The sequence below is a fragment of the Archangium sp. genome, assembly GCF_045802675.1.
GTDB lineage: Bacteria > Myxococcota > Myxococcia > Myxococcales > Myxococcaceae > Archangium.
Genome location: NZ_JBJMQO010000068.1, coordinates 1 through 22,415 on the forward strand (window position 1 = coordinate 1; position 22,415 = coordinate 22,415).

General features: G+C 71.8%; 17 protein-coding genes. 12 read left to right on the top strand and 5 right to left on the bottom strand.

What is annotated here, in order from left to right; genetic code table 11:
- The 4 genes from ACJ8AN_RS18975 to ACJ8AN_RS18990 all read left to right on the top strand — a co-directional run.
- Positions 1-1,421, top strand: a 1,421-nt coding sequence (locus ACJ8AN_RS18975; RefSeq protein ID WP_407756800.1) for an ATPase, T2SS/T4P/T4SS family, incomplete at its 5' end; no start/stop codon positions are given.
- Between the two features lie 96 nt (positions 1,422-1,517).
- The gene (locus ACJ8AN_RS18980) at positions 1,518-2,426 is read left to right on the top strand and encodes a hypothetical protein (RefSeq protein WP_407756801.1); all 909 of its coding nucleotides are present in this window, start codon (positions 1,518-1,520) and stop codon (positions 2,424-2,426) included.
- A gap of 8 nt (positions 2,427-2,434) precedes the next feature.
- Positions 2,435-4,042 carry a PE-PGRS family protein gene (locus ACJ8AN_RS18985; protein WP_407756802.1) on the top strand — a complete coding sequence of 536 codons (1,608 nt, stop codon included), beginning with the start codon at positions 2,435-2,437 and terminating at the stop codon, positions 4,040-4,042.
- Positions 4,043-4,128: 86 nt separating this feature from the next.
- A complete protein-coding gene (locus ACJ8AN_RS18990; protein ID WP_407756803.1) occupies positions 4,129-5,904 on the top strand; it encodes a protein kinase domain-containing protein in 1,776 nt (591 codons plus the stop codon).
- Positions 5,905-5,911: 7 nt separating this feature from the next.
- On the opposite strand, the gene ACJ8AN_RS18995 is transcribed toward ACJ8AN_RS18990, so the two are convergent.
- Positions 5,912-6,676 (bottom strand): transglycosylase domain-containing protein, encoded by a 765-nt coding sequence (locus tag ACJ8AN_RS18995; RefSeq protein ID WP_407756804.1) that lies wholly within the window; start codon positions 6,674-6,676, stop codon positions 5,912-5,914.
- A gap of 57 nt (positions 6,677-6,733) precedes the next feature.
- Here ACJ8AN_RS18995 and ACJ8AN_RS19000 point away from each other — a divergent pair, with 57 nt between their 5' ends.
- The 6 genes from ACJ8AN_RS19000 (at position 6,734) to ACJ8AN_RS19025 (ending at position 12,616) form a co-directional block, all read left to right on the top strand.
- Complete coding sequence (locus ACJ8AN_RS19000; protein WP_407756805.1) at positions 6,734-7,426, top strand: NAD-binding oxidoreductase; 693 nt, start codon at positions 6,734-6,736, stop codon at positions 7,424-7,426.
- A gap of 22 nt (positions 7,427-7,448) precedes the next feature.
- The gene (locus ACJ8AN_RS19005; RefSeq protein WP_407756806.1) at positions 7,449-9,884 is read left to right on the top strand and encodes a DNA polymerase domain-containing protein; all 2,436 of its coding nucleotides are present in this window, start codon (positions 7,449-7,451) and stop codon (positions 9,882-9,884) included.
- Positions 9,885-9,989: 105 nt separating this feature from the next.
- Positions 9,990-10,571 (top strand): Wall-associated protein precursor, encoded by a 582-nt coding sequence (locus ACJ8AN_RS19010; RefSeq protein WP_407756807.1) that lies wholly within the window; start codon positions 9,990-9,992, stop codon positions 10,569-10,571.
- On the top strand, positions 10,549-11,238 hold the full coding sequence (locus ACJ8AN_RS19015; RefSeq protein ID WP_407756808.1) for a hypothetical protein: 690 nt from the start codon (positions 10,549-10,551) through the stop codon (positions 11,236-11,238). Before ACJ8AN_RS19010 ends, ACJ8AN_RS19015 begins: the two co-directional genes overlap by 23 nt.
- A 132-nt stretch (positions 11,239-11,370) precedes the next feature.
- Positions 11,371-11,949, top strand: coding sequence for a Wall-associated protein precursor (locus ACJ8AN_RS19020; RefSeq protein ID WP_407756809.1), 579 nt, complete (start codon positions 11,371-11,373; stop codon positions 11,947-11,949).
- Positions 11,930-12,616, top strand: a complete 687-nt coding sequence (locus tag ACJ8AN_RS19025; protein WP_407756810.1) for a hypothetical protein — start codon at positions 11,930-11,932, stop codon at positions 12,614-12,616. Before ACJ8AN_RS19020 ends, ACJ8AN_RS19025 begins: the two co-directional genes overlap by 20 nt.
- A 30-nt stretch (positions 12,617-12,646) precedes the next feature.
- On the opposite strand, the gene ACJ8AN_RS19030 is transcribed toward ACJ8AN_RS19025, so the two are convergent.
- A complete protein-coding gene (locus ACJ8AN_RS19030) occupies positions 12,647-14,242 on the bottom strand; it encodes a WD40 repeat domain-containing protein (protein WP_407756811.1) in 1,596 nt (531 codons plus the stop codon).
- Positions 14,239-16,440, bottom strand: coding sequence for a penicillin-binding protein activator (locus ACJ8AN_RS19035; RefSeq protein ID WP_407756812.1), 2,202 nt, complete (start codon positions 16,438-16,440; stop codon positions 14,239-14,241). Before ACJ8AN_RS19035 ends, ACJ8AN_RS19030 begins: the two co-directional genes overlap by 4 nt.
- Positions 16,441-16,652: 212 nt before the next feature.
- Here ACJ8AN_RS19035 and ACJ8AN_RS19040 point away from each other — a divergent pair, with 212 nt between their 5' ends.
- A complete protein-coding gene (locus tag ACJ8AN_RS19040) occupies positions 16,653-16,856 on the top strand; it encodes a hypothetical protein (RefSeq protein WP_407756813.1) in 204 nt (67 codons plus the stop codon).
- Positions 16,857-16,877: 21 nt separating this feature from the next.
- Positions 16,878-17,522 carry a hypothetical protein gene (locus tag ACJ8AN_RS19045; protein ID WP_407756814.1) on the top strand — a complete coding sequence of 215 codons (645 nt, stop codon included), beginning with the start codon at positions 16,878-16,880 and terminating at the stop codon, positions 17,520-17,522.
- A 28-nt stretch (positions 17,523-17,550) separates the two neighbouring features.
- Here ACJ8AN_RS19045 and ACJ8AN_RS19050 read toward each other — a convergent pair whose 3' ends face one another.
- Positions 17,551-20,766, bottom strand: coding sequence for a protein kinase domain-containing protein (locus ACJ8AN_RS19050; protein WP_407756815.1), 3,216 nt, complete (start codon positions 20,764-20,766; stop codon positions 17,551-17,553).
- A gap of 270 nt (positions 20,767-21,036) precedes the next feature.
- Positions 21,037-22,353 carry a hypothetical protein gene (locus ACJ8AN_RS19055; protein WP_407756816.1) on the bottom strand — a complete coding sequence of 439 codons (1,317 nt, stop codon included), beginning with the start codon at positions 22,351-22,353 and terminating at the stop codon, positions 21,037-21,039.
- Positions 22,354-22,415: the final 62 nt, after the last annotated feature.

Consider the following 22,415-nt stretch of genomic DNA (forward strand, 5'->3'; position numbering starts at 1 on the left):
ACACCAAGCTCAACATGCTGGTGTCCGGCGGCACGGGCTCGGGCAAGACGACGCTGCTCAACATCGTCTCCTCGCTCATCCCCGACGAGGAGCGCATCCTCACCATCGAGGACTCGGCGGAGCTCCAGCTCAACCAGTCCCACATCGTCCCCTTCGAGAGCCGGCCCCCGGACAAGTTCGGCAAGGGCGGCGTGGACATGGGAGACCTGCTCAACTCGGCGCTGCGTCTGCGCCCCGACCGCATCGTGGTGGGCGAGGTGCGCGGCGGCGAGGCCTTCTACCTCGTGCAGGCGATGAACACCGGCCACGGCGGCTCGCTGGCCACCACCCACGCCAACACCCCCACCGACACGCTGCGCCGCATCGAGTCGCTCTGCCTCATGTCCGGCATCGACCTGCCCATGGTGGCCATCCGCGCCCAGGTCGCCAGCGCCGTCAACTTCATCGTCTGCTGCGAGCGCCTCCACGACGGCAGCCGTAAAACCATCGCCCTCTCCGAGGTGCTCCCGCTCAACGAGAAGGGCGACTACCGCACCCAGGACATCTTCGTCTTCACCCCGGTGACGAAGGACGAGGAGGGCCACATCCTCGGCTACCACGCGCCCACCGGCATCGTCCCCAACTTCGTCGCCCGCGCCCGCGCCTACGGCTTCACCGACCTGGACGAGTCCTTCTTCGACCCTGCCACCTACGGCGTGCCGCCCCCGCCCTCCTTCGCCGCCGGCGAGAGCTACACCGTGCGCTGGGCCCCCTCGCTCAAGCACCGCGAGCGCGGCGAGCCCGACCCCTCCAGCTTCAAGAAGGAGTGGGCGGCCTTCGAGCAGCGCCTCAAGGACGAGGCCCACGACGCCAGGGGCGGCAAGCCCCCGGCGCCCGCCAGCCCGCCCGTGCAGGTGCAGGTGCCCGCGAACCTGCCCGTCGCCGCGCCCCGGCCCGCCGAGACGCCCGCCCCCGTCCGCTCGCGCACCGCCGAGGTCCCCGTCGCGCGCCCCGGGCCCGCCCTCCGGCCCAACCTGCCCGCCAACAAGCCCGCCCCGCCCGTGCCGGACGTGGACGACGACAAGACGCCGCCGCCCACCCGCAACCCCTTCGCCTCCGAGGCCACGCCCTCCCCCGCCGAGCCCAGCGTGCAGGTGTCCGCGGACCTCATGGCCGACGAGCTCGAGACCCTGGGCCGGGGCATCCCCCCGCCGCGTCCCGCGCCCCGCCCCGCCGCCCCTCCTCCGGCCCGCCCCAGCCCCGTCTCCGGCTCCCGCCCCGCCGTGGCCGCTCCTCCGCCCGCCCGCCGGCCCGCGCCTCCCGCTCCCGCCCGTCCCCCTCCTCCCGTGGATGATTTGGGAGACGACGATGACGCACCGCGGGAACTCGACAGCTCGGAGAAGACTCACATCAAACCCATCCCCGAGAAGCCCCGCCGCTGAGCCCGCCCGCTCGGACACACCGGCGTCACGCACCTGCCGTTACTGGTAGTGCGTGACCTTGCGGTGGGGTCCACATGCGGGGAAAGTGACACCATCGTGTTTCTCACACTCCTCGCCACGCTCGCCGTGCTCGGCCAGGCCCCCGCGTCCTCCGAGGCACCGCTCACCGTGCTCATCGCCCCGCCCGAAGCCGCGGGCGTCCCTTCCCACATCGTCTCCTTCGCTCAGGAGCACGTGTACGAGCAGCTCAAGACGCAAGGGCTGCAGGTGGTGCGCGCCTCGGAGCTCTCCCAGGAGCTGCCCCCCGCCGAGCGCAAGGCGGTGCTCGGGTGCAACCGCCTGGAGGCCGCCTGCCGCATCACCCTCGGCGAGGCCGCCCAGGCCGACGTGGTGCTGATCAGCGAGCTGGTGCAGTTCCTCAGCGGCTACCGGGTGGGACTCAAGGCCTACTCCACGCGCGATGGCGAGCTGCTCGCCGAGCACTACGTGCCCGGGGTGCGCGAGGACCAGTTGCTCGACGCGCTCACCCGCGCCTGCGAGAAGGTGCTGCCCCCGGTGCGCCAGGCCCTGCGCCCCTCGGGGACGCCCATCGCGCAGACGCCGACGCCCACGCCGGTGACGCCCACGCCGACGCAGCCGGTGCGGCCCACGCCCGAGGTGACGGCCTCGCGCTCGGGTGCCCCGGGCTGGGCGTGGCTGCCCGCCGCCGGTGGCGCGGTGCTGCTGGGCGCGGGCACGTACTTCTTCGTGCAGGCGGGCAATGACTACCGCGCGCTCAAGAACCTGGACATCCAGGACGCGGAGGACGGTGCCCAGCGGCTCGAGTCGGGCAAGCGCTCGCAGATGCTGAGCCAGGGCGCGTTCGCGCTGGGCGCGGCGGGCGTGGTGACCACCGGGCTCATCTACCTGCTGTCCGGCAAGGACGAGGGCGCGTCCAAGGTGCGGCCCACCGCTTCCGTGGGTCCCGGGGGCGGCATGGTGGGCGTGGCCGGAACGCTGCCGTGAGGATTCACATGCTCGAGAAACCGAAGCCCTTCATCACGGTGCTCGCGCTGGCGCTGCTGGCCGCCGCCGGTTGCTACAACTTCGACGAGGTGTTCGACGACTGCGTGGAGGCCGGCCGCTGCAAGCCCACCGCGTGCGACCCCACCGCCGCCGACGCGCCGGACGACCTCTTCTTCGACAACAACTGCGACGGCCTGGACGGCATGGCCGACGCGGGCGTCTTCGTCGACCCACGCAACGGCAAGGACAACGCCATGGCGGGGACGCGCGAGCAGCCCTACCAGACGCTCACGTACGCGCTGCGGCAGATGCCCGCGGGCAACACCACCGTCTACCTCGCCCAGGGCACCTACGACGAGTCGGGGCTGCGGCTGGACAAGCCCGTGTCGCTCCATGGCGGCTACTCGGGCGTGGAGGGCAACTGGGCGCGCACCAGCACCCACGTCACCCAGTTCGGCGTCGGGAGCAGCGGCCTGACGGTGAGCGGGCTGGGGGATGCCGGCGTCACCCTGGAGTGGCTGCACATCAACTCCGCGCCGGGCACGGAGGCCGGCGCGCCCTCCATCGGGCTGCGGGTGCTGGACTCGAGCGGCGTGCGCCTGCGCCACGTGGAGATCCTGGCCGGGGCCGGCGCGACGGGTGCGGACGGCACCGACGGCGGCGGCTCGGTCCAGGCGGGCGGGGACGGCGGCGTCGGAGTGGACTCCACCGGAAGCAATGATCCCGCCCCGGGAGGCCTGGCCGGCCCCAGCGCGTGCGGCTCCTCGGGCAACGGGGGTGGCGCGGGCGGCAAGGGCAGCTCGTATGGAAACGGCTTCGCCGGTGACGCGGGCTTCCCCAGCGCGGCGGGCGGGGATGGAGGCGTGTCGCAGGAAATCACCACCTGCACGAGCAGCCCCTGCACGTGCCCGCTCAATCCGGGAGCGGATGGGAAGGCTGGGCTCGATGGCGACGCCGGAACGGACGGCGACCCGGGCCTCAGCCTGGGCCAGCTCGCGCTCGATGCCGGCACCTGGGTCGCGAAGCCCGCGACGGATGGCAAGCCGGGTACGCCCGGCGGCGGCGGCGGTGGCGGCGGTGGGGGTGGCTTGTGCTGGATCCACCCCACGTCCGGCGGCAACGCGCAGGCACAGGGAGCTGGCGGCGGTGGCGGAGGCGCGGGCGGTTGCCCGGGCCAGGGCGGTGGCGGAGGCAAGAGCGGAGGAGCCTCCATCGCCGTGCTGCTCATCAACTCGCACGTGGAGTTGGAGTCCTGCTCGCTGAAGACGACCGGAGGCGGCACGGGCGGCAAGGGCGGCTGGGGCGGCCCTGGCGGTCTCGGCGGCCAGGGAGGCCTGGGCGGGTCGCCCTTCTCGGAAACGACGTCCGCCTCCTTCACCTTGATGGCCACCGGCGGTAGGGGCGGCAAGGGTGGCAATGGCGGCAAGGGTGGCAACGGCGGCAACGGCGGCAACGGCGCGGGCGGCCCCTCCGTGGGCGTCTGGTGCGGCCCCGGCTCCTCGCTCGGCCAGACGGCGGGTACGACCATCGTCCCCGGCCCCGCGGGCACGCCCGGCACCGGCCCCGGCCCCGCGGACACCACGGAGATCCGCGAGGACACCGTCGACTGCCCGTGACGCGAGATGTCGGGCGGGAACCTCCCGCCTGCTCCCTCGCTTGTGGGAATCCGCCCCCGGTCTGCTAGCCTGGGGGCACTTTCCCGATGGCTGACTCCCGGACCTGCGAAACCTGCGGCCTCACCGTGCCGGCGGACACCGATGTGTGCCCGCGCGATGGAACCGTGCTGCTCGACTCCACCACCTCGCCCTTCCCCGGCGACGCCGAAGGCGCGCGGCGGACCTCGCCCGGGAAGACGGTGCACGTGATGGACGACTCCTCGTCATTGGACCCGCTCACCGGCCTGAAGCTGGGCGAGTACGAGCTGCGCCAGCGCATCGGCGTGGGCGGCATGGGCCTGGTGTACGAGGGCATCCAGCCGCTCATCGGCAAGCGCGTGGCGGTGAAGGTGCTGCGCCCGGAGCTCGCCGCCGCCGAGGAGCAGGTGGCGCGGCTGCTCGCCGAGGCCCGCGCCGTCAACGCCATCCGCCACCGCGGCATCGTGGATATTTTCGGCTTCGGCCAGGTCCCCGACGGCCGCCAGTACATCATCATGGAGTACCTCGAGGGCGTGGCCCTCGACGCGTACCTGGCGGAGAAGAGCCGGCTGCCGGTGGACGAGGTGCTGGAGATCCTCGACGAGGTGCTCAGCGCGCTGGGCGCCGCGCACGGGGCCGGCGTGGTGCACCGCGATCTCAAGCCGAGCAACATCTTCCTGGTGAAGCAGCCGGACGGCTCGCGCTACGTGAAGCTGCTGGACTTCGGCCTGGCGAAGATGGGCCTGCCCACCGGGCGCACCGCGCAGACGCGCACGGACATGGTGGTGGGCACCCCGGAGTACATGGCGCCCGAGCAGGCCCGCGGCCAGCCGGTGGGGCCCATGACGGACCTCTACGCCCTGGGCGTGGTGGCCTTCGAGATGATTACCGGCCGGCTGCCCTTCACCGGCACCTCGCCGGTGGACCTGCTGATGAAGCACGTGGACGCGCGGCCGCCGAAGCCCTCGGAGTTCCTCCCCGGCGTGCCCGCGGCGCTCGACGCCTTCATCCTGCAGATGCTCACCAAGGACCCGGAGGCCCGCCCCGGCTCCGCCGAGCAGCTGCGCCGCCAGCTCCAGCGGCTGCGCGACACCCTCGCCGCCCAGCCCCAGGCCGCCCAGGTCAAGCCCACCGTCCCGGAGTACTCCGTCACGGCGGACCCGGAGCTCCTGCCCCCGCTGGAGCCCACCAGGCCCGAGCCCACCCCGCCCAGGCCCGAGCCGGTGAAGCCCGAGCCCGAGGCCCCGCGCGCCAACGCCCCCCCGCCCTCCGGCTCGTCCATGCGGCGCCTGGTGCCCATGGGCCTGGGAGCGCTCGCGCTGATGGCGCTCGGTGGAGGCCTCGTCGTCGCCCTGCGCGAGCCGGCGCAGCCCCCCGTGCAGCCGCAGCCGCTGGTGAACGCCACGCCCCCGCAGCCCAAGCCCGTGGAGCCGCGGCCCACGCCTCCGGACACGACCGCCCAGGCGCAGCAGACGCCGCCGGCCACGGTGCCCGACGCGGGCTCCCCCACGCCGGCCAACGCCACCGCGCAGCAGGACAACCCCGCCAACACCACGGTGCCCGCGGTGGCCCACTCCGACAACCCGGAGACGCAGCCCGCGACGCAGAAGAGCCATCCCCAGGCGCCCACGCGCACCCTGCTGCTCGGCCGCATCCGCAAGCTCGAGCGCGAGGTGCAGACGCTCGCCGCGGCCGGCCGTCCCCTGGGCACCGCCGCGCGCAACACCTTCGCTCAGGTGCGCGAGCAGGCCGAGGCGGCCGGTTCCGCCGAGGAGCGCCGCGAGGCCTCGCAGGCCGTGGCGGACTGGGAGAAGTTCTTCCTCAATCCGCTGCGCCGCAAGTAACCCCGTCCTACTTGCAGAGGACGGGCTGGGACATGGCGTTGCGCGCCCGCTCCTCCGTCACGAGTTTGAGGGAGGCCAGGTCCGACAGCAGCACGTCCCGGTTCTGCCGGATGAGGCTCGCGTTGCGGCAGACCATGGCGTCCTCGTACATGTAGTGCGGCGGCAGGGTGAGCGCGAGCTCGGCCAGCCCCGGCAGTGGCAGCGAGTCCAGCTCGCGGCCGAAAATCTCGTACGCCGCGTCCTCCACGCCCACCACGCCCCGGTCGAAGTAGAGCGCGGACAGGTCGTAGGCGATGAGCTGGTCCTTCTGGAGGAAGGAGTGCAGGCGGTTGGCCGCCACCATCTGCTCCACCGCGCCCTCGATGCCCAGCGCCTTGGCGAGCCGCACGGCGATCAGCCGCTCGCACCGCCCATCGCCCCGGGGCTCGGAGTTGAAGGCGAGGATGGAGAAGAGGCGCCAGGCCCACTTCGGGCCGTCCTCGCGCGGCGTCTGGAAGTAGGTGGGGCACCCGAGCTGCGCGATGTAGAGGGCCACCAGATCCTTGGGCAGGCGCCCGAAGTCCGGCCGCTTGTAGGCCACGGGCCGCTTGTGCTCGGTAGTGCCCGCCTGGAGGCTCATGCGCTCACCCTCGATGGAGTGACGCAGCTGCTTCTCGAGGTCGAACTCCGTTTCCAACTGGGGCAGCTTGCTGGCGGCATGGAGGTAGATGGCCGGCAGCGCCACGCCCGCCAGCCCGATGAGGAACAACACCAACCAAAGCAGGGTCTTCACGCCCCCAGGCTATCAAAGGGCGACGGCAAGCCGGGTCCAGGTTAAACAAGGTTCGTCATGAACGACTGGCACCCCACCACCGTGGCGGACGTCCTCCCCGCCGCGGACGGCCTCACCGAGCTCGTCCTGGACATCGGCGGCACCCCGTTGGTGGGCACGCACCGCACTCCGGGACAGTACGTACGCCTGGCCCTGCCCGAAGTGGGGGAAGGAATGTTCGCCCTCGCCTCGGCGCCCGGGCCCTTCGCCACCCGCTGGGAGTTCCTCCTCAAGGGGGGCAGCGAGCTGGCGGACACGCTGGTGGGCCTGAAGCCGGGGGCGCGGGTGCACAGCTCACGCCCCGAGGGCCGTGGCTTTCCCCTGCCCCAGGCGCGCGGGAGGAATCTGTTGCTGTTCGCCACCGGCTCGGGGATTTCGCCCATCCGCTCGGTCATCGAGAGCATCCGCCAGGAGCGCGGCGCGTACGGGCAGGTGACGTTGTACTTCGGGGCGCGCACGCCGAAGGCCTTCGCATACGAGGACGAGCTGCACCACTGGGAGGCGTCGGGCATCCGCGTGGTGCGCACGGTGAGCCAGCCGGGCGCGAGCGGCTGGCAGGGGCTCACCGGCTACGTGCAGGCGCACCTGGGCGAGGTGTCGGTGGAGGATGCGTTGGCCTTCGTCTGCGGGCAGTCGAGCATGGTGCAGGGCGTGATGGACGCACTGCGCGCCCGCGGGCTGCCCCGCGAGGCCATCCACCTCAACTACTGAACGCAGTCGTGAAGACGCTCCAATGGCCCCCACGATGGAGGACGAATGGCTCTGGGGATGGGATCCCACGCCGGGCATCGTCTCGGTGTGGGCCGAGCCCGATGGCCGTGCCTTCGTCTGGCGGCGGCTCCCCGGCACGGGCGCGCTCGTGCGCGAGGACGTGCGCTTCCGTCCCTGGGTGCTGCTCGCCTCGCTGGATGACCTGGCCCACCTGGGCGACAGGCTCCGGCCCGAGCACGAGGGGCCCGCGCCTCAACGGGTGACGTACCAGGAGCTCGCGGGTCCCGGTGCGCTTCGCTACGTGGTCCGCGCGGAGGATGGGCGCGCACTGAGTGCGGCCGTGCTCCAGGGTGCCGCGCGGCGCCTCGGTCATGCCCCAAGGAACCTGCGGGAGCTGGGCGCGAACGCGGCGCTCGCGCTGCCTCCCGAGGAGCAATATCTCGTCGCCTCGGGGCGCACGTACTTTCGCGAGCTCGGGTTCGACGACCTGCGCCGCATGCAGTTCGACCTCGAGACCACCGGCCTCGAGCCCGAGCACGACCGCATCTTCCTCGTGTCGGTCCGCGAGCCCGATGGCACCACCGGCGTCCTCGAGGCCCACGGCGAGGACGCCGCCGCCGAGGCCGACCTGCTCCGGCGGCTCGTCGCTCGCATCCGCGCCGTGGACCCCGACGTCATCGAGAACCACAACCTGCACGGATTCGATCTGCCGTTCCTCGCCTACCGCGCGCGGCTGCTCGGCGTAACGCTCGCGCTGGGACGTGCGGGCTCACCGGGCCTCAGGCAGCGTCCCGCCTCCCGAGGCGCCGTGCTCGGACGAGGCCAGGAGGAGCGCGACTCCGACTCCATGCGCCGCATGCGGTACACGATGCCCGGCCGCGAGTTGATCGACACGCTGGACGCCGTGCGGCGGCATGATTTCTCGGCGAGGGACCTCCCGGGGCACGGGCTCAAGGCCGTCGCGCGGCACCTCGGTCTCGCGAGCCCGACGCGCGAGTACATTCCGGGCGCCCACATCCACGAGGTCTACCGCGGCGACCCCGAGCGCGTGAGGCGCTACGCCTGCGACGACGTGACGGAAGTGGCCGGCCTCGCGCGCATGCTCGGGGGAGCGGCCTTCGCGCTCGCCCGCATGGCACCGCGCCGGTACGAGCGGCTCGCGGACGCGGGCCCCGCCACGGGGGTGCTCGACCCGCTCCTCGTGCGCGCCTACCTCCGAGCCGGGGCCGCGCTGCCCGCCCACGAAGGCGGAGATGGCACCCCCCACAGCGGGGCGGCGCTCCACCTGTTCGCCACCGGCGTGGCGCGGCACATCGTGAAGGCCGACGTCGCGAGCCTCTACCCCTCGCTCATGCGCGAGTACCGCATCGGACCGAGGAGGGATCGGCTCGGCGTGCTGCTCGCGCTGGTGGACCGGCTCGTGGAGCAGCGGCTGGCGGCCAAAGCGCGGGCACGGGCCGCGGCCCCGGGCTCGCCGGAGCGGCACACGAACGAGGCGCTCTCGGCGGCGATGAAGATCGTCGTCAACTCGGCCTACGGCTACCTGGGCGCGGTCGGGCTCACCCGCTTCTCGGATGTGCACGCCGCCAACGAGGTGACGCGGCGCGGGCGTGAGGTGCTCGGGCTGCTGTGCCGCGAGCTGGCCCGGCGTGGCGTCACGCTGCTGGAGGCGGACACGGACGGCGTGCACTTCGCCGTGCCGGACGACTGGCGCGAGGCCGACGAGCGCCGCGTGGTCTCCGAGGTCGCGGCACTGCTGCCGCCCCGGGTGCACCTCGAGTTCGACGGACGTTATGCCGCGATGCTCTCGCACGAGCCGAAGAACTACGCGCTGCAACCGTATGAGGGAGCCCTCGTGCTGCGCGGCGTGGCGTTCCGCTCCAGCCGGGCGGAGCCCTTTGGTGAGGCCTTCCTGCGCCGGGCGCTGAGCTGTTTGCTGGAGGGAGACATCCCGGGCGTGCGGGAGGCCTATGTCTCGACGGTGATGGCCCTGCGCCGGCGGACGCTGCCAACGCGCGAGGTGACGTCCCATGTCCGGCTGACGAAGAGCCCGCAGCAGTACCTCGCCACGCGCACGAGCCGGCGCGAGCTGCCCTACGAAGCCATGCTGGCGAGCGGACGGAACCACTGGGCCACGGGCGAGCACGTCCACGTGTATCGCGCGGTGCGAGGGCGCGCGGGGCTGCTGCCCGACCCGGAGACCGATGACCACGACAGCTCGCGCGAGACCGACACGAGCGAGGACCCCCGGGACTATGACGTCGAGTATTACGTCCGGCTGCTACGCGAGACGTTCGCGGCCCGGCTGGTGCGCGCGCTGACGCCCGAGGACTTCGCGGCGGTATTCGCGGACCCTGGGCAGCCCTCGCTCTTCGCGCCATCGCTCGCGGATGCACGGCCCATCCTCACCGTGCTGGCCGAGCCGCAGGGTGAGCAGCCGCCGGACGAATCCGCGTGACGGCTCACCGCTCCACGGTGGGAGCGGTGCGTTGACGTTGCGGCGCCCGGGGGAGATAAGTCCACCCTTCGGTGCTTCCAGAACAGACCCGAGGAGAGAAGCCACATGCTCTCGACGTTGCTGGTGGTGCTGCTGACACAACTGCCCTGTGCACCCGGCGAGACGTCGGCGGTGTGCTCCTGCAAGCAGGGCATGGTGAGTGCCTGCGTGGCCCTCGCGGGGGAGGATCCGCTCAGGGCGGCAGAGGTGTTGGACGAGGTGGTGGGGGCCCTGGAGGTGCTGGACCAAGCCTCGCAGATGGCGGGGAAGAAAGACGCGGACAAGAAGAAGCAACTCCAGGCGACGGCGGAGGCCTTATCGCAGTCATTGGGCTCCACAGAGCCTCCCGACTGCAAAGGCCAGGAGCACCACCCTATCTCCCGGCCCATCGCCAAGGCGCTGGCGAAACACCTCACGCTCAAGGGACTCTTCAAGCCTCGAGACCCACGCTTCGTGCTTCGAGCCAAGGACGAGCAGTCACACTGTGGCTACCAGGAATGGCACCGCAAGGTAGACGAAGAAGTCATCCGCTGGCTCGATAGAAACTCCACGGCTACCCCCCAGGAGTTCATGGACAAATTGCGCGAGATCTATGGCCGCCCCGAGATGCAAGCGAGATTCCCCAATGGATTCCGAAGCCTCTACTAACTCTCCCCGCTTCTTCGTCCTGGAAAAGGGAGCCATCGGTTCCCGTTACGATGCTGATGTCGACCCTGTCGAGCCCGAGAACCTCGGGGAGGCGCCGCGCTGCCCGAAGTGCGACGGCTTCTTCGGGATGTTGCCGTGGCTCCCTCCCTATCGGGTCGAGCTGGAGCTGCATGGGGAGGCGCTCGGGGATTTCATCCGCGCACCAGGGTACGAGTGGCTCATTTCCGAGCGAGTCGCGGAGGCCTTCCGCGCCGAGGGGCTCACTGGGCTGGAGGGATTCCACCTCGTCGAGGTCCTCCGGGTGAAATGCCTGAGGAAGAGGCCTCGCAAGCCGCTCACCGTGCCCCGCTACTATGTCGTCTGGCCTTGCTTCGGCCGGGCGGCGGTGGATCTGGTGCTCAACCGCGTGCGTACCGTCAATCCCCTGACCTGTCTGGAGTGCCGCGCGGTCGGCATCAACGCCATCAACGGCTTCGTCTTGGAACCGGGTACCTGGGGCGGAGAGGACATCTTCCGCCCCCGTGGCATGCAGGGCGACATCGTCGTCTCCGAGCGCTTCAAGGAGTTCGTCGAGCGGCACGGATTCACCAACGTGGTGCTCACGCCCACCGAGCAATACGTGTGGGACCCCTCCAACCTGGGGCCCGCCCCACTCCCAGGAGCGTGAGCCGGGGCCTCGGCTGCGCGGGGTGCCGGCTCACCGCTCCACGGTGGGAGCGGTGCGTTGACGTCGCGGCGCCAGGAGGAAGATAAGACCACTCCCCCGGTGGCTCCGGAACTGGCCTGAGGAAAACGCCGAATGCTCTCGACGTTGCTGGTGGTGCTGCTGACACAACTGCCCTGTGCACCCGGAGAGACGTCGGCGGTGTGCTCCTGCAAGCAGGGCATGGTGAGTGCTTGCTTGGCCCTCGCGGGAGAGGAGCCACTCAAGGCGGCGGAGGTGCTGGACGAGGTGGTGGGGGCGCTGGAGGTGCTGGACCAGGCCTCTCAGATGGCCGGGAAGAAAGACGCGGACAAGAAGAAGCAACTCCAGGCGGCGGCGGAGGCCTTGTCCCAGTCGCTGGGCGACACCGAGCCCCCCAACTGCAAAGGCCAGGATCACCACCCCATCTCGCGGCCCATCGCCAAGGCATTGGCGGAACACCCCACGCTCAAGGGACACTACAAACCTCGGGACCCGCGCTTCGTGACTCGGGCGAAGGACGAGCAGTCGCACTGCGGCTATCAGGAGTGGCACCGCGATGTGGACAAGGAGGTCATCGACTGGCTCGAAGAGACACCCAGGGCAACACCCCAGCAGTTCATGGACAAACTGCGCGAGCTCTACAGTCGCCCCGAGATGCAAGCGAGATTCCCCAATGGATTCCGAGGCCTCTAGCTCCCCCCACTTCTTCGTCCTGAAAGAGGGCGCCATCAGGTCCCGTTACGATGCCGATGCCGACAAGGCCGAGCCCGTCAATCGCGGGGAGGCGCCGCGCTGCCCGAAGTGCGACGGCTTCGTCGGGATGTTGCCGTGGCTCCCTCCCTACCGGGCCGAGCTGGAACTGCACGGGGAGGAACTCGGGGATTTCATCAGCGCCCCAGGGTACGAGTGGCTCATTTCCGAGCGGGTCGCGGAGGCCTTCCGCTCCGAGGGGCTCACCGGGCTGGAGGGATTCCACCCCGTCGAGGTCCTCCGGGTGAAATGCCTGAGGAAGAGACCTCGCAAGCCGCTCACCGTGCCCCGCTACTACGTCGTCTGGCCCTGCTTCAGCCGGGCGGCGGTGGATCTGGTGCTCAACCGCGTGCGCACCGTCGAGCCCCTGACCTGCATGGAGTGCCGCGTGGCGGGCATCAACGCCATCAATGGCTTCGTCCTGGAGCCGGGCACCTGGGGCGGAGAGGACATCTTCCGCCCCCGTGGAATGCCGGGCACCGTCGTCGTCTCCGAGCGCTTCAAGGACTTCGTCGAGCGCCACGGGTTCACCAACGTGGTGCTCACGCCCACCGAGCAGTATGTCTGGGACCCTTCCAAGCTGGGACCCGCCCCACTCCCAGGAGCGTGAGCCGGGGCCTCGGCTGCGCGGGGTGACGGCTCACCGCTCCACGGTGGGAGCGGTGTAGCGCACGGAGAAGAGGGCCGCGGCGGGCTCGCTCTCCTGGTTGCCGACGGCCTTCTGCGGCGTCCACGCGGCCACGCCCACCCGCCGCCCGTCCGGAGCGAAGCGCACGCGGCGCACGGACCAGCCGAACCCACGCTGAGCCACCGGCTTCTCCTGGCCCTCGCTCCACAGGTAGAGCTGCTTGTCCCAGCCGCCGCTCGCCAGCGAGCGCCCATCCGGGGAAATCCCCGCCGAGGCCACCACGCCCAGGTGCTGCGACCACTTGCGGAGCACCTGGCCCGAGGCCGCGTCCACCAGTGCCGCCGCGTTCCACTCCGCCGGAGGCTCGGCGAGGCCCTTCTTCTCGCGCTCGTAGACGGTGCGGTTGCGCTCGGCCTTCGTCGCGGAGAAGGCCACGCCCAGCCGCCGCCCGGCCGCATCCAGGGTGACGTCGTTGACGTGCCCCTCGAACGTGAAGTTGGCGCGAGGGGCGAGCACCAATTCGCGCTGCGCCTCCTTCGCCTGCCCGGGCGACTTCAGGGCGAGCACGGCCTCGTCCGTGGCGTCGTCGAAGACCACGCCCACGCGCTCGGAGAAGGGGGCGCCCAGCACACCGGCCACGTCCGGCGGCAGGCACGCGTCACACACGGCCACGTCCACTCCGTCCAGCTCCAGCCCCTTGAAGCGCAGGTGCTGGCCGTGCACCACGCGCGCCAGGCTGGTGCCGAGCGCCGTGGGCAGCGGCACCGACTCCTGCACGAAGGCCGTGTCGATGCCGGCCGCCGCCGCCGCCTGCGAGCCGAGCACGATGGCGGGCATGCGCGCATCCAACGCGAAGGCCACGGGCGCCTTGCCATTCACCATCCCCGCCACCACCGCCAGCCCCCCGCGCCGCTCGAAGCGCAGCCGCGTCTGCTCGCGCCGCTGCACCTCCTCGCGCGAGTCGAAGACGCGCAGGTGCTTGTCCCAACTGCCCGAGTACAGCGTCCCATCCGCCGCGAACACGAGCGCGCTCACCCGGTCCACGTGGGGCCGCACCTCGAAGGAGAAGCCCAGGTCCTCCACGCGCAGCGCGGTGAGGAGCCCCTGGGTACTGCCCACCACGAGGTAGCGCCCCGAGGGATGGAAGGCCACCGCGGTGAGGGGCTCATCCGTGCGCAGGCTGCCCTTGGGCGCGCCCGTGGCGGCGTCGAAGAGGCGCACCATGCCGTCCCAACCCGCGCTCGCCAGCAGCGTGCCGTCCGGGGAGTAGGCCAGCGCCTCCACGTCGAACTCGGAGGAGTTGATGGCCTCGTCCACCACGAGCGCCGGAGCGGGCCGCAGCGTCCACAGGGCGAGCAGGTAGTCGCGCGCGCCCAGGTGCGTGTACGCCACGCGCGAGGCGTCCGGGGAGAAGGCCAGCGACCAGACGAAGTCCTTGCGGTTCAGCACGGCGGCGTCCTCGAGGCCCGCCACCTCGCCCGCCAGGTGCGCCCCCGGCGTGGACTCCAGCCGGGACACCACCTCCGGAGCGAGCACGGGCGCCGCGTGCCCGCAACCCGCCAGCGCCAGCAGTCCCGCCACCAACGCGCGCGGCGCGAAACGGCTCACGAGCCCCCCAGCGCCGCCGTCTTGTCTTCCTTCACCTCGGTGATGCCCTTGTTGTCCACGGACAGCAGGAACAGGGGCTTCCGCGCCTCGCGCTTCTCGTCGAAGCTCGTCTTGCCGGTGGCGCCGTCGAAGTCCTTCAGGGTGGCCAGGGACTCGCGGAAGTCCGCGCGGCTCTTCGGCGCCTGCTTCGAGTCCACCAACTGGCGCACCATGCGCGCCGAGTCATAGCCGTAGGCCTCGAGCAGGCTCGGGTCCGAGCTGTTCGCCTGACGGTAGGCCTTCACGAAGCGCTGGGTGGCCGGACGCTGCGAGTCCACGAAGAAGCCGTCCACGTACACCGAGCAGGTGACGAACTTGCCGCCACGCTCGACGAGCTCGGGCAGGCCGCTGGCACCCTTGCCGCTGCTCCACGCGTTGGTGCCCAGCAGCATCACCGTCTTGAGATCCCTCTTGCCCGTCGTCTTGCGGATGCGCTCCAGGTCGCGCGCGTCGCACGCGTTGGTGACGATGTCCTCCACCGCCAGCGCGGGGGCCACCAGGCTCACCCGCTTCCACTCGTCGGGGATGAAGATGGCCTCGAAGTCGATGATGGGCTCCACGCTGCCCTTCATCTTCTCCATGGCCTTGCGGCGGCGGAACGCGTCCTGGCCACTCGTCTGCTGCGCCACCTCGCGCATGCCCTCGAGGTAGTCGTGCCGGTCCTCGAGGTAGTAGCGGCCCACCAGCTTCTTGGCCTCGTTGGTGAACGTCGTCTGGTCGTGGTCATACGTCTCGGCGCCACGCACCTGGCCGCCGTTCTGCACCACCTGGTCCCAGAAGTCGTTGGCCAGCTCCACCCCGTAGGGGAGGTTGGGGTAGAGCACGGCGAAGCTCTTGAAGCCCTTCTGCTTCATCGCGAAGTCGGCGATGGCCCGCGCCTGCGCCGAGTTCGTCAGCATGTTGCGGAAGACGTACGGGCCAATCTCCGTGATGTCCTCCTGGCGCGTGAGCGTGAGCAGCGGAATCTGCAGCTCCTCGGCGAGCAGCGCGGCGCGCCGGGACTCGTCCGAGGTGATGGGGCCCAGCACCGCGATGGCGCCCTCGTCGAAGGCCAGCTGCTCCATGGCCTGGGCGGTGATGTTCACGTCGCCCTGGGTGTCCTTGACGACGAGCTCCACGTCGCTGCCGGACAGGGCCAGCTTCATGCCGCGCAGCACCGCCTCGCCCACGGCCTTGTACTTGCCCGTCATGGGCAGCAGCACGCCCACCGTCTTGGGGTGCACCTCCACCCGGCGGGTGGCGCGCGCGAGCAGCTCGCGGGCCTGGCCGGCGAAGGGATGGTTGGGCGCCTCCGCGAGGAAGCGGTTGAGCGTCTCCTCCAGCCGCGTCCAGTCGCGCAGATGGTAGTAGATGCGCGCCAGCTTGAAGGTCAGCACCGGCCAGGCGGGGTTGGACGGCGACAAGTCGTTGGCCACCCGCGCCACGTCCATGAAGCCCACGCGGCCCTCGACGAGCTGCTGCACCCGGGCCACCGCGGCCTGCTGCGCCTCGGGCGTCTGGGCCTTGCCCGCGAGGTCCACGGAGATCTCCAGCGCCTGGCCGAAGAAGCCCGCCTTCTCCGCGGCCACCGCCGCCTGCTCGAGCAACTGCACGCGCTCGGGGCCCTCGGCGTTCTCCGCCTGGCTGATGAGCATCTGGTAGGCGTCGCGGTAGGCACCCACCTCGAGCGCGGCCCGGCCCAGCCGGCGCTTGGCGTCCTGCGCCTGCGGGTGGAGCGGGTTCTCGAAGAGCAGCTCGTTGAAGCTCTTGCGCGCGTTGGCGTAGTCCTGCGAGTCGTAGAAGAGCACGCCCGCCCGGTAGAGGGCCTCCTGGCCCGCCGTGGTGTTGGGGTAGGCCTTGCGCACGGCGAGGAAGGACTCGGCGGCCTGCTTGCGCGGCGCCGTCTGGGCCTGCTGGATGGCCTGGGCGAGCGCCTTGTCGGCCTGCTCGTCCTGGCGCGCCTCGACGGTGGCCTTCTTCGGGAAGGGGTCTCCCTGGGGCGGCAGCTCGTTGTCGCCGCCCTGCTGGGACGAGGACGACGAGGAGGAGCCGGACGACGGGTCCGGGTTGGAGCCACCGCCCACGGCGGAGGGCGTCTTGCAGGCGGTCATCAGCAGCGTCAGCGCGACCAGCAGCGCGCGGCGCGGAGAGGGGCGGACATCCATGGTGGGGGGGTGCATAGCAGTGGGGCGCGTCTCCGTCGACAGTCGAGCGGGGGGAACATTCCCCACGCCATCCGATGGGTCTTGCAGCAGACGTGCCGCCCTGGGTGTGGCCTGGGATGCTCGCCTGCCCGGGGGCCGCGAGGGGAGGCGCCTGGGGGGAGTGGTTGCGAGGGCCGCCGCCCGGCCCAAACGTCAGGGCTTGGACTTCCTTCACCCAGGAGCGGGCCATGGCAGGCAAGGACAGGTTGCGGGAGGGCTACGGCAGCACGAGCGAGCAGCGGCAGCGCAACCTCGAGGGGGATGCCTTCGAGGAGCGGGCCCCCCATACGCCCGAGGAGAGCGAGGCGGCGCGCGGCTCGCCGGACAAGGGAGGGCAGGTGGTGCACGTGAAGGCCCTCTCCGAGCCCATCGACGAGAGCGACGAGGACTGACGCACGCACCAGGAGCCAGCCATGTCCCAGCCGAAGATTCACCCGGGGATGATTGTCCGCAGCCGTGCTGGCGAGCCGCTCGGCCGGGTCATCGCCATCGATGACGAGGGCTTCGTGCTCGAGCGCCGCGTCGTCGTCACCCGCGAGCACCGCATGCGCTTCGACGAGGTGCACGCGATGGACGAGCACGGCGTCGTGCTCACGCAGGAGCATGCCTCGCCCCGGCACCACCTGGAGGCCACGGATCTCGTGGAGGTGTTCTGGTCCGCCCGGCGCGCGCGCGACGAGCAGAAGCCCCTGGAGCTGCGCGAGTCGCCGGAGACGGTCATCTCGCAGCGCGTGGCCACGACGGAGCACGCCCAGGCCTACCCCCTCCAGGTGGAGCGCGGCACGGTGCGCTCGCCCCGCTACGTGCCCATGTCCGAGGAGCCCACCCACCACGAGGGCAGCGCCGGAGAGGACTCCCCCGAGACCGCGATACTCGGGGCCTCGCCGGAGGAGCCCTCGAGAACGGACCCACCGAAGCGCCCCAGCCGGAGCCCCTGGAACCATGGTGTGAGCTTGCCGCGCGCGGGGCGGGTGATGCACTACGCCGCCCACCCGCTCCAGGCGGCGAGCGAGCTGCTCGACCTCCTGCGTGGAGAGAAACCCGGCACGCGCCACTGAGCACGCGGAGCCGGGCTCTCGTGGCGCACTAGGCACTCGCGGAAGCGGGGGCCACGGCCAGCGCCACCGGCGCCGTCACGGGAGGCGTCGGAGCGGCGGAGACCCTGCGGGGTTGCAGGGCGCGCCGCAGCTTGGCCACCAGCACGTCCGGGTTGACCGGGTACATGAGGACGTCGTCCGCGCCCGCATCCAACCCGGCCTCCACCTGCCCCGGGTCCTCCGGAGGCGCGAGCACGAAGATGGGCAGCGTGGCCATCGCCTCGGTGGAGCGCAGCGAGCGCGTGAGCGAGGCCCCATCCCCATCCGGCAGCCGCGAGGCCACCACGAGCGCCTGGCTCCCCTGCGACAGCAGCACCCGGGCCCGGGCCGCCGAGTCGGCGAGCACCACCCGCACCCCGTCCGCGAGGAAGCGCGCCTGGAGCGCCGAGGCCCGCGCCACGTTGGGCTCGGCGAGCACCACCGTGTGCGAGGCGCTGTCGCCCAGCACCAACTCCATCACCTCGGCGGAGAGGGCCTCCAGGGCCACCGCGGGCAGCTTGCTCTCCGCGCGCATCTTCACGAGCGCCTGCGAAGCGGCCGCCGGTCCCAACGTGGCCGAGCCCATCATCTCGATCAGCGACACCGCCGCGGCCAGCGCGAGCGTGGCCTTGTTGGCGCTCTCGGTGAGCAGCGGTGCATCCCCCCGGGTGCAGGCCCCGATGAGGACGGCCGCCTCGCCCGAGTCGCGGCCGAGGATGGCTCGCACCGCCTCGCACGAGGGCCGGGTGAAGCGCTCGTTCGACTCCTGGAAGGCCGCGAGCGCCACCGCATAGGCCACCGCCGAGGCCCGCTCGGCCTCCGCGCGGCCCGCGCCCAACCGCAGGGCCATGCGCCGGGCCAGCTTGGCGAGCGAGGCGCCCTGCACCCCCACCCCACCGAGCGCCGCGAGCGCCGCGTCCACCACCCGCGCATGCAACCGCGCCGCGCGGCCCAACGGACCGGCCTCGCCTCCGAGCGCCTCGGCCAGCGAGGGCAGCACGCGCACCTCCATCGAGGGGGCCGCCTTCATCATCCGCAACACCACCGAGGGCGCGTCCGGGACGGTGTCCGCGGCCACCAGCGCCACCTCGGTGCCTCCGAGCGCCACCGCCTTCTCCACGTCCGCGGCGCTGCTGCCCGAGGCCGCCACGCCCTGGCGCGCGAGCAGCCGCACCGCCGCATCGCGCAGCTCCGTGTCGTCCGACACCACCAGCATGGTGCGCGCCAGCGAGGCGGGCGCGGGCGTGGCGGGCATCCGTGGCGCGGCCTGCACGGGGGCGGGCGCCGGCTCGAGCACGGGCGGAGGCGCCGCGGGCGGAGGCGCGGGCACGGCCGCCACTTCCGCGAAGGCGGACTCGTCCAGCAGGCGCTCGCGCGTGCGGGTGTGCTTGTCGGCGTAGGGCGTGACGCCCGTCTCCGAGTCCGAGCCCGCCAGCGGCATCATGTTGGACCAGTCGCCCACCTGGTCCGGGTCATCGCCCCGGTAGAAGCGGCCGATGGCCCGGCGGATGGCACCCTCGGTGGCGTAGATGCCGCGCACGTGGCAGCCGGTGATGAACTTGAGCTCGTCCAGGCGCGCCAGGTCGCGCGGCTCGCGCATGGCGCACACCAGCTCCTTGGACTGCTGGGCCACCGGCACCGCCTCGAGCCGCTCGGCCTTCTCCAGCGGCAGCAGCGCCAGCAACGCCTTGGGCACCGGCATGGTGCGCATCACCTTGTCCGAGACGAAGGCGATGCCGCCCTGCTCACTGAGCGCGCGGACCACGTCCTCGTCCGTGACGAGGCCCTCGGCGACGAGCAGCTCGCCGATGCGGCCCCCGGTGCGCTTCTGCCGCTCCAGCGCGCCCTTGAGCTGCGCCTCGGACAGCTTGCCGATGGCCACCAGCATCTCGCCCAGCTTGCGGCGCCCCGGACGCATCATGCGCGTCTGCGTATGCACCGGCAGGGAGATGGCGCTGCCGCCCACGCCCGTCTGCGCCATCGCGCGAGCGCCCGCGGGCGGCGCAACCACCGTGGTGACGGCGGTGCCCACCCCGACGCCGTTCAGCGTCATCGCGCGCCCACCGCCGGGCAGCGGCGGAGGCACCTGCAGGGTGACGGAGGTGCCCGCGCGGGCCTCGGCAGGCGGAGGCGGCGGCACGGTGCGGCCGGGGTCCGTCAGGCCGGTGCGGATGGGCGTGGCGGGCGTACCCGGCCGGGGCCCTCCGGGGAACGGCGGGCGCGAGCGCACCGAGGTGAGCGTCTGCGGCCGCTGCATCCCCGCGTCCGAGCCGAGGCGGATCTCCTCGCCGCGCACTTCAGTGGAGCCCTCCAACGGCGAGTGGCGCTCGGGGAAGCAGCGCGAGAAGAGCGCCGCCACGTCCTGCGGGCCCACGCGCAGCCGGTGGTCGAAGAGGAAGTTCTGCAGCGCGTCCGAGATGTCGCGCGCCCGCTGGAAGCGCGCGGTGGGATTCTCCGCGAGCGCCCGGGTGACGATGCTCCAGAGCGCCGCGGGCACGCCCGGCACCGGCGCGAGGCTCTTCACCTCGAACTGGGCGATGTTGCGCAGCGTCTGGAAGTAGTCCGTGCCGCCGAAGAGCTGCTTGCCGGCGAGCAGCTCGTAGAGCATCAGGCCGATGAGGAAGAGGTCGGCGCGCTGATCCACCTCGGCGCCCTTCACCTGCTCGGGGGCGAGGTAGCCCGCCTTGCCCTTCACCACGCCCACCTGGGTGCCGTTCTGCGCGTTGGCCGCCTTGGCGATGCCGAAGTCCGCCAGCTTCACCTCGCCGCTGCTGGCCACCATCACGTTGGACGGGTTGACGTCGCGGTGGATGATGTTGAGCGGCCGGCCCGCCGCGTCCGAGCGCCCGTGCGCGTACGCCAGGCCCTCGGTCACCTGCTGGACGATGAAGCACACCTCGCGCATCCCCAGCGGCACCTGGTTGGACGCCGACCCGCGCTGCACCGCGCGGAGGTTCTCCCCGTCCACGAACTCCATCACCATGTAGTACTGGCCGGTGATGGAGCCCAGGTCGAACACCTGCACCACGTTGGCGTGCTGCAGGCACACCGTGAGCTTCGCCTCGCGCAGGAACAGGTCCACGAACTCCCGGTCCTGTGCGAGCGACGGGAGGATGCGCTTGACGGCCACCGGCTTCTCGAAGCCCTCGGCTCCGACCACCTTGGCCAGGAACACTTCCGCCATGCCGCCGGCCGCGAGCTTGCGGATGAGTCGGTATGTGGCCATGCCGGCACCTCCCCCATCTCCCTAGGTTGCGTGCTCGGTATGGGCACGGGGGGGCCCATCCGTGAGTGGCCATCGCCTCGGGACATGATGAACGTCCACCCCCGGGCACTCGGCTGGCGCGGCGCGCTCCCGAGCCGTTCACGGGTGGGCAACAGGCTTGGATTCCAGGGACGGTGGGGCCCTCTGCGGCAGCGGGGCAGGTGGCGGCACATGCGCCTTCACCCGGCGCCCGGCGCGTTCCGCGGGATCAGAAAATTCGGCGGGGGCCGTTCACTCGCCGCGGTACAGCAGCGGCTTGCTCGACTCGTCGTCCGAGAGCACCAGGTACACCACCCCATTCGCGACGGCGCCCACGCGCGCCTCCGCTCGCGGCACGTCCATGAGCTCCGTCGTTTCGAACGCGCGAGTGGTCGGCGTGTAACGCAGGCGGGTGATGCGGCCGCGGCCGGCCGAGACCCACCCCGTCAGCACACCGTGCTCGAGCCGGGCCGCGAGCACGCGATTGAACGAGCCCGTTCCGAGCTGAACCGGTTCGCCGAGCGCGCCGGTCGGCGCCAGCTCCGCCACCCACACCGCCGGGCCCTTCAGGTACACGACGAAGACGCGGTCGCCCTCGGACGCGAGGCCGAGCGGATGGTACGCATCGCTGATCTCCGCGACGCCGCGGGTGGAGGTGGCGCTGGCGGACGGCTTCACGCGCGCCACATCGAGGCGGGCAACCGACTCGGCGCCCTGGCGCGCCGCCACCGCGACCACCCATTCCTTGCCGGTGAAGGCCGCCGCCGGGTGCAGCGCCTCGCCCCAGGTCGGCAGCTCGAACAGCGGTTGGAGCCGGCCCTGGGGCTTGCCGTCCGGACCGAGCCGGAGGGAGCCCCGGGTGGTCCCGAGCAGCACCGCGTCCGTCCCCCCGGCCAGGAAGAGCGGCCGCGCCTCGACGGTCGCCACGGGCCCCTCGATGCGGCCGTTCGCGGCGATCCGGAACACGTACGTCCGCGGCTCGCCGACACGCATCACGGCGGCCAGGAAGCCCTCACCCGAGGGAGCGGCGAAGACATCGCCCAACGTCACGTCGCCCCCCTGCCGGGGCGGAAGGGACACGGTGTACGTCGAGCCGCGCTCGTACAGCGTCTGCGTGTCGAACGCGTGGACGTTGAGGGAGGCGCCGTGGACACCCGCGACGAGGAGGGTTCCCCCGTTCACCGCGACGGCGAAGGTGCTTCCCTCGGGACCGCTGGTGCGCGTGAGGAGCTTCATCCAGGCGGGGGGAGGCGGTGGCGGGAGCACCACGCGGCGGCAGTCGCTCGTGTCGTACTGGCATTGCGGGGTGCAGCGGAGCGTGCCCTCGTTGAAGCCCAGGGTCAGGCAGGTGTTGCCCCCGAGGTCCTTGCCATCACACGGCTCCGCGTTGGCCGGCGCCCAGCCGCACGCGCACGGGTGGCCGGGAATGCAGGACGCGCAGATGTACTGGTAACCCTGGTCGACCTTTCCGTTCCCGCACACCGCCGGTTCGGTCTTGGGAGGCGACGGAGGCGCTCCACCGGCGACGGTGGACGCGGACAGCACCAGGAGCAGGGCGACCCATCGCATGCGCGGAGCGTATGCCACCTGCCACCAGGGGGACGAGCCCGCGTCCGGACCCGAAGGCAGCC